Source organism: Chroococcidiopsis sp. CCALA 051 (assembly GCF_003015105.1).
Taxonomy (GTDB): Bacteria; Cyanobacteriota; Cyanobacteriia; order Cyanobacteriales; family Chroococcidiopsidaceae; genus Chroococcidiopsis; species Chroococcidiopsis thermalis.
In genome coordinates, this window is sequence record NZ_PYCI01000202.1 from 1 (window position 1) to 8,962 (window position 8,962).

The window sequence follows — 8,962 nt, forward strand, 5'->3', positions numbered from 1 at the left end:
AGATGTGTATAAGAGACAGGTGTAGCGCCAGCATTGACTGTCAACTGTCAACTGTCTTCACGCAGTGTAGCCTCAGCGTTGACTGTCAACCAACAACCAACAACTAACAGCCAACAACTTGACAAATTCTTTCCCGCCCTAGATTTATATCAAAGGGTACGAGAGTTTTGGCAAGAAATATTACCGCGCCATAGGGGACAAACTGTTTTACTAGTGACTCATGGCGGAACCAACCGCGCTTTAATAAGTACAGCTTTAGGAATTACACCCGATCGCTATCATTGCATTCAGCAGTCTAATTGCGGCATCAGCGTTCTCAATTTTCCTGACGGTTCTCTGGAGTCAGGGCAATTGGAAGCAATGAATTTAAATACTCATGTAGGAGAACACTTACCCAAGCCTCAAGAGGGGGGTAAAGGTTTACGGCTGTTGCTCGTACCTTCTGGGACAAATGCAGCACAAACTCAAAACATAACTAGGTTTCTCAAACAAGTGCGAATTGACTTTAGCCTCAATAGCATACTTGACTCTTACCACATTACGGTGCAACAAATTCTGCAACACCATCCAGAAACAGTACAGTTTGAGGTATTGCGAGAAGATATTCCCGAAGCTTGGCAAGCAGTCATTGGTAGAAGAAGTATCGCTAATTCCCAGCAGTTGACGACTGGTTTAGTTATGGCAAGCGAAGAAACGATCGCTCGTTTAATTGGTCATGTTTTTAATATGAATTCGGATGTTTCGGAAAGAATATTAGTCAAAAAAGGAATGGTAAGTTGTCTGCAATATCCGGGCGATCGCCATCCGCCAATTTTACAAGCAATGAATATTCTAACTACTCAAAACGACTCGATCCATAAATCAGATGTAGGGTGGGCAATGCCCACACAGATATTTTCTTAGTCAGGTTAAAATGCCTGATTCACAAATGACCAATGACCAATGACTAATGACCGATAACACAATTATGAAAATCGCATTCATTGTTTGGCGCTTTCCAATTTTATCAGAAGCCTTTATTCTGAATCAAATTACTGGTTTAATCGATCGCGGTCATGATGTCCGCATTCATCCAATTAATGGATTACCCAAAAACTATACGGGTAAGATACATCCCGTAGTTGAAGAATACCAGTTAATGAAGCGTACTTATTTTCCGCCAACAGTGCCAGAGAAGTTTTTTCCTCGTTTGATTAAAGGGTTAGGTTTATTTCTGAAGAATCTGAATCGAGGTTCTTGGAAAACATTACAATTTTTTCAGCCTGGTAAATATGATGCAGAAGTCGCAACGTTAAAATCTTTTTACAGAACTGTCGCGTTACTTCAAGATGGATCGTATGACATTATTCATTGTCAATTCGGTACGCTAGCGCCAATTGCTCTTGCTTATCGCGACGCTAATATTATTCAAGGTAAGTTAATTACCACATTTCGCGGCATTGATATTAGTAAATACGTTCAAGAAAACGGTGTTGATGTCTACAATAGGCTCTTTAGAGAAGGTGAGTTTTTCTTGGCAAATTGCGAATTCTTTCGCGATCGCGCGATCGGTTTAGGCTGCGATCCAACAAGAATTATCGTTCATGGTTCGGGATTGGATTGTAGTAAATTTACTTTTAAGCCGCGTTATTTTCCTACTAGTGGAAAAATTAAAATTGTCACAACAGGACGCTTGGTTGAAAAGAAAGGAATAGAATATGGTATTCGTGCCATTGCTAAGTTAGTCAAAACCTACTCGAATCTTGAATACAATATTATTGGTGACGGTGACCTAAAAGCCTACTTCGAGCAATTAATTAGCGAATTAAATGTCAGTCATGTCGTTAAATTACTAGGTTGGAAGCAGCAAAAAGAAATTATCGAAATTCTCAATGATTGCCATATTTTTATGGCTCCTAGTGTCACGGCATCTGACGGCAATCAGGATGCACCAGTCAATACATTAAAAGAAGCAATGGCAATGGGTTTGCCTGTTATTAGTACTAGACATGGTGGCATTCCCGAATTAGTTCAAAATGGCATATCTGGATTCTTAGTTTCAGAGCGCGATGCTGACGCGATCGCCACAAAACTCGAATTTCTGATCGAACATTCTGAAGTTTGGCAAAGTATGGGGAAAGCTGGTCGAGAGCAGGTAGAAGCGAAATACGATATGAACAAATTGAACGATGAGTTAGTGGCAATTTACGAGCAAATGTTAGATGAAAAATTAAATCGAAAAAATTCAATTCAGAACCTTCAAAAACTAATGCAGGTTTAGAGCAATATTTTTACAAAAGAAAGTTTTTACCAAATATGAAAATTGCATTTTTTGTCGCTCGGTTTCCTGTTTTATCAGAGCCATTTATTCTCAATCAAATTGTTGGCGCGATCCAGCGCGGTCATGAAGTTGATATTTATTCTCTAGATGGCGCTCCCAAAGATCTATCTAAAGTACATCCTTTAGTCGAACAATATCAACTATTAGAACGAACTTTTTACGCACCCACTCGACCGGATAACGAGTTATGGCGTTGGTTGAAAGGCTTGAGCTTACTAGCACTTAATTTTTATAAAAACCCTTTAGTATGCTGGCAATTACTGAATACTTCTCGATACTTGAGTCAAGCGAAATCGCTGAAGCTACTTTATCGCGCTATCCCATTTCTTAATCAGAAATCCTACGATATCATTCACTGTCAATTTAGTACTTTGGGTGTATTTGGCGTGTGGTTTCGTCAACTCGGATTAATTGAAGGGAAATTAATCTCTACATTTCGAGGTGCAGATATTAGTAAATTCTTACCCAAGTGGGGCGATCGCGTTTATCAAGAAGTCTTTCAAGAAACAGATTTCTTCTTGGCTAACTGTGAATTTTTTAAAAATAAGGCAGTTGCTTTAGGATGCGATTCAGACAAAATTCACGTCCACGGTTCGGGAATTGATTGTAGTAAGTTTGCTTACAAACCTCGATTTTTTCCTACTGATGGCAAAGTGAAAATTGTGACGACTGGACGTTTGGTAGAAAAGAAAGGAATTGAGTATGCGATCGCCGCAGTTGCTCAAGTCGCTCAAACTTATCCAAATATCGAATATTACATCATTGGTGATGGAGAGCTAAAAGCAGACTTAGAGCAATTAATTACTGGATTGAATGCCGAGCGTGCTATCAAATTATTAGGCTGGAAGCAACAGAAAGAAATTGTAGAAATTCTCGATACTTGTCATATTTTTCTGGCTCCTAGCGTGACCGGAGCTGATGGTAATCAAGATGCACCAGTCAATACATTAAAAGAAGCAATGGCAATGGGTTTGCCTGTTATTAGTACTAGACATGGTGGCATTCCAGAATTAGTGGAAGATGGCGTATCTGGGTTTTTAGTTCCAGAACGAGATGTTGAGGCGATCGCCACAAAACTTGAATTTCTGATCGAACATTCTGAAGTTTGGCAAAGTATGGGGAAAACTGGTAGAGCGCAGGTAGAAGCAAAATATGATATGGACAAGCTAAACGATGAATTAATTGAAATTTATCAACAAGTATTAGATTCAAAACTCCCCCAAAATCCTTTGACAGAAAGAAGTTTATTATTAACAGCAAATCATTAATACGGAGGAATCGATCGTAATGAAACCTATAGTGACAATCGTTGTTGTACCTCGCGAGCGTTTTAGCTGTACTCAGGCATCTTTAGAAAGCATTTACGCACACACAGATTTCCCCTTCAAGTTAATTTATGTTGATGGAAATTCTCCAGCAAAAGTACGACGCTATCTAGAAGCTCAAGCCCAAGAAAAACGTTTTGAAATTATTCGCACGAATTACTATCTTTCTCCCAATCACGCACGTAATATTGGTTTGAGTCGTGTCGATACTAAGTATTTGGTTTTTGTTGATAACGATGTCATAGTTTCTCCAGGCTGGTTAACAGCTTTAGTTAATTGCGCTGAGGAAACAGAAGCAACTGTAGTTGGTCCTTTAATGTGCGAAAAACAACCTATCCACCAAAGGGTTCACTTTGCGGGTGGAGAAAGTCGTGTTGTTACTGACGTGAAAGGTAGACGACATCTACGCGAAAAAATGTACAAACAAGGACATAACGCGGTAAAATTGCGTCCTCAATTGAAACGAACTCAAACTGAATTAGCAGAATTTCATTGCACCTTAGTCCGCACAGAAATATTCGATCGCATTGGCTATCTTGACGAAGCTATGCTCAACACCAAAGAACACCTCGACTTTTGTATGACTGTGGCGCAAGCGGGAGGTACGGTTTATTTTGAACCAGATAGCTTAGTCACATACGTACCTGGTCCACCTCTAGAATGGACGGATTTGCATTTTTATATGCTGCGTTGGAGTGACGCTTGGACTCTAGGCAGCTTACAACGCCTACGCGAAAAGTGGAATTTATCAGAAGACGGTTATTTCCAAACCAAGTATAAAAAATTGGGAGTCAGACGCATTGCCACAATTATTAAACCCTTCGTGCGTCAGGTAAGTTTTGGATTTGAGAATAAGCCGTTGAAGCGAACCATGAAAAAACTCGACCGGAAATTCAACCGTTATCTGAGCGATCGCTATGCCAAAATGTTGCCACAACGCAAACTGGAGTTACCACCAATTCAGAAAGTAACAACGCCAGAGTTGGCTAAAGCGTGAATAAAATTGGTAATGGGTAATGGGTAATGGGTAATTGGTAGTTGGTTCTCCCCTGCTCCTTGTTCCCTGCTCCCTAACACTAAGTCACGCCTGAAAAATTACCGAAAGATTATTGGCTGGCATGGTATAGGTTCTAAGTAGGGAAAGATTTTCGCTGCGTGCGACTGCGACAACATCATCCAAATCGCGCACGCCCCATTCTGGATTTTGCGCCTGTAAACTTTCATCAAAATCAGCATTGCTGGGTGCAGTATGCCGACCCGCCTGCTTGAAGGGTCCATACAAGTACAAAATACCTCCTGGTGGCAAAATTCGCCTTGCTCCTGCCATCAATCCCAGACAAGCCGACCAAGGAGCAATATGAATCATGTTAATGTTGGCGATCGCCACAATCGGATCGCGTTGAAAATCTATATCATGTAAAGATTCTGGCAGTTCGTCCCTTTCTACCACCCAAACCGGATCGCTAGCATCTAACGCCAGTGGTGAATACAAATTATCTGTCGGACAAGATTCTCGCCATGCTGCAATGCTCTCTCGTGCTAAGGGATTTGGATCGGACGGAATCCAATTACGCGGGTGAAGGTGAGGGGCAAAATAAACTGCATGTTCTCCCGTACCGCTGGAAACCTCTAACACCGTACCTGTAGAAGGCAAAACTTGCAGCAGTACTTCTAGAATCGGCTTGCGGTTGCGTTGGGTAGCAGGAGCGTACTGTCGTCGGCTACTAGAATCGTTCATGCAGGTTATGGGGCGATCGCTAACATTAATTATTTCAGCATGACATCTGTGCCAACAGTGCCGTACCATAAGCCGCCTCTGCTTGCGCTGACTGCGCCACAGGCACGCCTAAATGTCTAGCGCGAATTTGACTCCAAATCGCATTTTTCGCCCCACCTCCAGCCGTGTAGACGCATCTCAAGGGGGTTGCGCCGAGCTGCTGCAATAATTGATATCCCCGTGCTTCGATCCGTGCCATACTCTCCAATAATCCGTGTAGAAACTCAACCGGATTTTCTGGACGAGGTTCTAGTCGCGGTGGCAAATGAGGATCGTTAATTGGGAAGCGATCGCCTGCTTTGAGCAAAGGATAGTAATCTAGGGGACTTTCGCGATCGGGATCGATCTCACTGCTCAGCGTTTCTAACTCTGCATCTGTAAAAAAGTGCCGCAACACAGCTCCACCAGTATTAGAAGCCCCACCAGCTAACCACAAATCGCCTAGTCGATGGCTGTAAACTCCAGAGCGAGCATCTTCCACCCGCGTCCGACTGAGTAATTTGAGTACCAAGGTCGAACCCAATGATGTCACTGCTTCTCCAGGGGAGTTCGCCCCGCTAGCCAGAAACGCAGCAATACTATCTGTCGTCCCAGCACGTACCACGCAGCCTTGAGGCAAACCCAACCGCGATCGCACCTCTGCCGTCACCTCTCCTACAGGCGTGCCAGGAGCGAGTATCTGGGGCAAATTTGGCAGTGCAGGCAATTTCAATAACCAATCAGGATAACATAACCGTTCCACGTCATATCCCAACTTCAGAGCATTATGATAGTCACTCACTCCTAGCTGTCCGTGCAATAAAAAACTCAGCCAGTCAGCTTGGTGTAAGAAATATATTGCCTCTTGTGAGGGAGATAGGAATTGGTCATTGAGTAATCCGTAGTGCGTGGTGGGTGGTGCGTGGTTAATTAATTCCGAATTCCGAATTCCGAATTCCGAATTCTCCCTTGCTTTTTGCCACCACAACAACTTTGCCAAACTGGACGTAGCGCCGATCGCAACGTGATGGGGAGGAGCGATCGCGCGTAACTCGTCCATGACGGCAATGCCGCGATCGTCGTTATAGAGGAGTGGCGTAACAATTGGATTGCCCGTCGCATCACACAGTAAGACAGTGGAAGAAGTCCCATCAATCGCGATCGCCCCGATTTTCTGTCGTAGTTCTAAGGGCAGTTGCTCTAGTAAGCAAAACAAGCCTGTCTGCCAGTGAGCGGGTGCAGTTGCTAATTTTGACCCTGTAAAAACATGCTTGGCTTCTGCCAGAGTTTTGCCTGCGGCATCAATCGCCACGGCTCTAGCGCCAGAAGTGCCAAAATCGATTCCCAGGGAAATCATTAGTTATCAGGGAGTAGGGGGAGAAAGAGAGCTGAGGAAGCGCAAGGTCGCTGAGGGAGCTGAGGGAGCAAGACAAGTCACAAGTCACACTTAATTCCGAATTCCGAATTCCGAATTCTTCCCACACCCTATTTACTAAGAGTTGTAACAAGCTCTTCCCCTGATGAGGAAATTCATTTGAAATTATGAAACTATCTGGTAAGAATACTTTGTGACTAGGAGGCTTTTTAATGAATATATCAGATACTCAAGTTTTCGTTGCCCTCGTAGTAGCGTTACTACCTGGTCTACTAGCTTTTCGGTTAGCTACCGAACTGTATAAGTAGAAATTTAGCTACACTTGTTAACCATCTCATTTTGAAGTAGAGACTACTGGTTAGTTTGTCACCTGACAAACACTCATAGTTCAACTGCTTCCAAGTTGAGTTTTGAGTCAGGGGATCGCTCCTCGACTCAAAACCCCATCTCAAATTATTTAAATCAGTTTGAATCGAGCTTCGATTGCATAACATCTACCAACTAGCAAAACCCCGTTTCGCGATCGCCAGTCAGTTACTCTACACGTCGGCTGTTGACCTCCAAGCGTCCTCTCTACTGATTTACCGTATATTCACGAGTTTTAATTGTGCGACGACCGAAAGTATAGCTACGTTTGCGTAAAACTACGGTTGGGAGCCAGAGCAGAGTGAGAGTAAGGTTTTGGGGATTCTTTGTATCAAAATAAACAAACAGCACAATCTACAGACTGTATAAGACTAGTTGTTTCATCGCCCCTTTTGAGCAATTATGAACGCCATTCAACCGTCTAGACCACCTCTACAGCCACAAAAGACTCGTCGCCAGGAGCGCCGTAGAAAGACCGTACAGCGCCAGCAGCGCCATCCCAATCGCACGTTAGTTTTAGAAAATACGGCAAAACTATTTGCCAACTGTGCCATTTCTGCCATAACGCTGTACGGTTTGGTACAGTTAGCACCCTATCTTTGGTCGCAGCAGCAAAAATCAAATGCAATTAATACCGAAGTCAAGCAGATAGAACAGCGCGTCGGTCATTTGCGTCAAGACCTCAACCGCTACTTCGATCCCCGTCAAAGCTATTCTTTGATGAAAGAGCAAAATAATTTAATCGAGCCAGGACAGCGCCAAGTCTACTTCCTCGACAAATCTAGATAGCAATTGACGATAGCAATTAGCCGCCAGAACTACCGCTAATTGTCAATCGTTAATAATTGGTTTAACCAAGTTTCCACCTGAGCGCGTAAACGCATAGCAGGATCGGCATTGGAACTGTTGTACTGTGGTAAAAGCTCTAAAGCACGGCGATAATCAGATACGCAGCAGTTCCAATCACCCCACAAGTGATAAGTCCGACCGCGTTCGGCATAAATATGTCCTTCTAGCTGTCCTAGTAACAGTGCTAGATCGAAACTTTCAATTGCCTCTTCATAGCGTTCCAAATCGCGCAGAGTAATGCCTCGGTTGAGTAACGCCCGCACGTAGCTAGGATTGAGATCTAGGGCGCGATCGTAGTCAGCCAATGCAGCGAGAAAGTTTCCACAGGCGGCGTGATAGTTAGCCCGATTGTTATAAGCTTTTGCTAAATTCGGATTCAGTTCTATTGCGCGATCGTAGTCAGCGATCGCCTGTTGGAGTTGACCAGCCTGAAAATATACTAATCCCCGATTGTTGTAGTCAATCGCATTTCCAGGGCAGCGATAAAGCAGTTGGCTCAACAACGCGATCGCCTCGGCATAGTTTCCCTGCTGCGATTTCTCCGCAGCACATGCACGTAAGTAGGTATCGGATAAGGCTAGTTCTGGTTGCCGTTTACCGTTTTGAGAGGCTATTGGCGACTGATTAGCCATTTTGCCGCTACTATTACGTTGATGACGGCATTTTCGATTCTTTTTTTCTGCTTCTAACGATTGGCTTCTCATGATGGTTGCTGGGCTGTTGAGCCACAAGCTCTATAAAATAAACTTATAATTATCTAGACTCTATCTGCTGTATCTTTGTGGCACTTACTTAGGTGTCTTCGCCTAGACTTTTTTATGTCAAGCATTAGTAGCGCCCAAGTCGATGCTCACACTCTATGATTCTCACTTCATACTGGATCATTCATCTTTCCGCAGATAAATTCCAGAAGATTTAGGAATTAGGCATCAGTTATTAGTTATCAGTAGAGAGTGGTAATGGGTAATGGG

General features: G+C 43.4%; 9 protein-coding genes. 6 read left to right on the top strand and 3 right to left on the bottom strand.

The features are described from left to right. The first annotated feature begins 78 nt into the window (after positions 1-78). The 4 genes from C7Y66_RS32185 (at position 79) to C7Y66_RS28990 (ending at position 4,642) form a co-directional block, all read left to right on the top strand. Positions 79-903 carry a histidine phosphatase family protein gene (locus tag C7Y66_RS32185; protein ID WP_199197708.1) on the top strand — a complete coding sequence of 275 codons (825 nt, stop codon included), beginning with the start codon at positions 79-81 and terminating at the stop codon, positions 901-903. 64 nt (positions 904-967) lie between these two features. Further along, complete coding sequence (locus tag C7Y66_RS28980) at positions 968-2,260, top strand: glycosyltransferase (RefSeq protein WP_106548198.1); 1,293 nt, start codon at positions 968-970, stop codon at positions 2,258-2,260. A 35-nt stretch (positions 2,261-2,295) separates the two neighbouring features. Further along, positions 2,296-3,588, top strand: coding sequence for a glycosyltransferase (locus C7Y66_RS28985; protein ID WP_106548192.1), 1,293 nt, complete (start codon positions 2,296-2,298; stop codon positions 3,586-3,588). Between the two features lie 19 nt (positions 3,589-3,607). Then, positions 3,608-4,642 (top strand): glycosyltransferase family 2 protein, encoded by a 1,035-nt coding sequence (locus C7Y66_RS28990; protein WP_106548193.1) that lies wholly within the window; start codon positions 3,608-3,610, stop codon positions 4,640-4,642. Positions 4,643-4,726: 84 nt separating this feature from the next. Here C7Y66_RS28990 and C7Y66_RS28995 read toward each other — a convergent pair whose 3' ends face one another. Both C7Y66_RS28995 and C7Y66_RS29000 read right to left on the bottom strand, forming a co-directional pair. Beyond that, the gene (locus tag C7Y66_RS28995) at positions 4,727-5,383 is read right to left on the bottom strand and encodes a DUF938 domain-containing protein (protein WP_106548194.1); all 657 of its coding nucleotides are present in this window, start codon (positions 5,381-5,383) and stop codon (positions 4,727-4,729) included. A 34-nt stretch (positions 5,384-5,417) separates the two neighbouring features. Beyond that, the gene (locus tag C7Y66_RS29000) at positions 5,418-6,758 is read right to left on the bottom strand and encodes an FGGY-family carbohydrate kinase (RefSeq protein ID WP_106548195.1); all 1,341 of its coding nucleotides are present in this window, start codon (positions 6,756-6,758) and stop codon (positions 5,418-5,420) included. A gap of 230 nt (positions 6,759-6,988) precedes the next feature. Here C7Y66_RS29000 and psaM point away from each other — a divergent pair, with 230 nt between their 5' ends. Then, the gene (gene psaM / locus C7Y66_RS29005; RefSeq protein ID WP_015152217.1) at positions 6,989-7,084 is read left to right on the top strand and encodes a photosystem I reaction center subunit XII; all 96 of its coding nucleotides are present in this window, start codon (positions 6,989-6,991) and stop codon (positions 7,082-7,084) included. Positions 7,085-7,544: 460 nt separating this feature from the next. Beyond that, positions 7,545-7,931: a hypothetical protein gene (locus C7Y66_RS29010; RefSeq protein WP_106548196.1), complete on the top strand. Its 387-nt coding sequence runs from the start codon at positions 7,545-7,547 to the stop codon at positions 7,929-7,931. 35 nt (positions 7,932-7,966) lie between these two features. On the opposite strand, the gene C7Y66_RS29015 is transcribed toward C7Y66_RS29010, so the two are convergent. Beyond that, the gene (locus C7Y66_RS29015) at positions 7,967-8,695 is read right to left on the bottom strand and encodes a tetratricopeptide repeat protein (protein ID WP_106548197.1); all 729 of its coding nucleotides are present in this window, start codon (positions 8,693-8,695) and stop codon (positions 7,967-7,969) included. Positions 8,696-8,962: the final 267 nt, after the last annotated feature.

Coding starts and splice junctions, on each gene's coding strand:
- C7Y66_RS28980 (WP_106548198.1), top strand. CDS start 968: ATGAAAATCGCATTCATTGTTTGGCGCTTTCCAATTTTATCAGAAGCC.
- C7Y66_RS28985 (WP_106548192.1), top strand. CDS start 2,296: ATGAAAATTGCATTTTTTGTCGCTCGGTTTCCTGTTTTATCAGAGCCA.
- C7Y66_RS28990 (WP_106548193.1), top strand. CDS start 3,608: ATGAAACCTATAGTGACAATCGTTGTTGTACCTCGCGAGCGTTTTAGC.
- C7Y66_RS28995 (WP_106548194.1), bottom strand. CDS start 5,383: ATGAACGATTCTAGTAGCCGACGACAGTACGCTCCTGCTACCCAACGC.
- C7Y66_RS29000 (WP_106548195.1), bottom strand. CDS start 6,758: ATGATTTCCCTGGGAATCGATTTTGGCACTTCTGGCGCTAGAGCCGTG.
- psaM (WP_015152217.1), top strand. CDS start 6,989: ATGAATATATCAGATACTCAAGTTTTCGTTGCCCTCGTAGTAGCGTTA.
- C7Y66_RS29010 (WP_106548196.1), top strand. CDS start 7,545: ATGAACGCCATTCAACCGTCTAGACCACCTCTACAGCCACAAAAGACT.
- C7Y66_RS29015 (WP_106548197.1), bottom strand. CDS start 8,695: ATGAGAAGCCAATCGTTAGAAGCAGAAAAAAAGAATCGAAAATGCCGT.